A 577-nucleotide genomic window follows, 5' to 3' on the forward strand; every position below is an offset into this window, starting at 1 on the left:
TTCTTTCTTGATCTTTCCGCATTTGCTGCAGGTTTTACTGGATGGATAAAACCGATCGACCTTTATCAGCTTCTTTCCTCTATCTTCCAGCTTATATGCAAGCATATCCCGAAACATTCCATATCCGTTATCCATAACTCCCTTCCCCAGATGCAGGCACTGACTCATCGCTTTCATATCCAGATCTTCCACTGCAACCGCATCATATCTCTCTGCCAGTTCCTGACTCAGCTTATGGTGAAAATCCTTCCTCTGGTTCCGGACCTTCTCATGACAGACTGCAACCTTTTTCCTTTGTTTTTCGTAATTCCGGCTCCCCTTCTGACACCGGGACAGTTTCCTCTGTTCCCTCGCAAGACACACCATTGCCTTTCTGAAATATCCCGGATACTCACACCTTGTTCCATCCGAAAAGACCGCCATCCCACTCATCGCATAATCAATCCCCAGCACTTCCGGTTCTGCTTCTTTTCTCTTCTCTGCTTGGTTCTCACAGACTTCATACTCATAAAGCAGACTTGCATAGTATTTTCCGGAAGGCTCCTGACTTATGGTTACCGACTTCAGGACATACCCC

At 46.4% G+C, this 577-nt stretch carries 1 protein-coding gene; it reads right to left on the reverse strand.

All coding sequences use genetic code 11. From position 1 onward, the window contains the following. Positions 1–577 (reverse strand): RNA-guided endonuclease InsQ/TnpB family protein (locus ACTNA4_RS16115; protein ID WP_441031184.1); only part of this gene is annotated, 577 nt, incomplete at both ends.

It is taken from the genome of Bariatricus sp. HCP28S3_A7 (assembly GCF_052066375.1).
Lineage (GTDB): Bacteria > Bacillota > Clostridia > Lachnospirales > Lachnospiraceae > Allocoprococcus.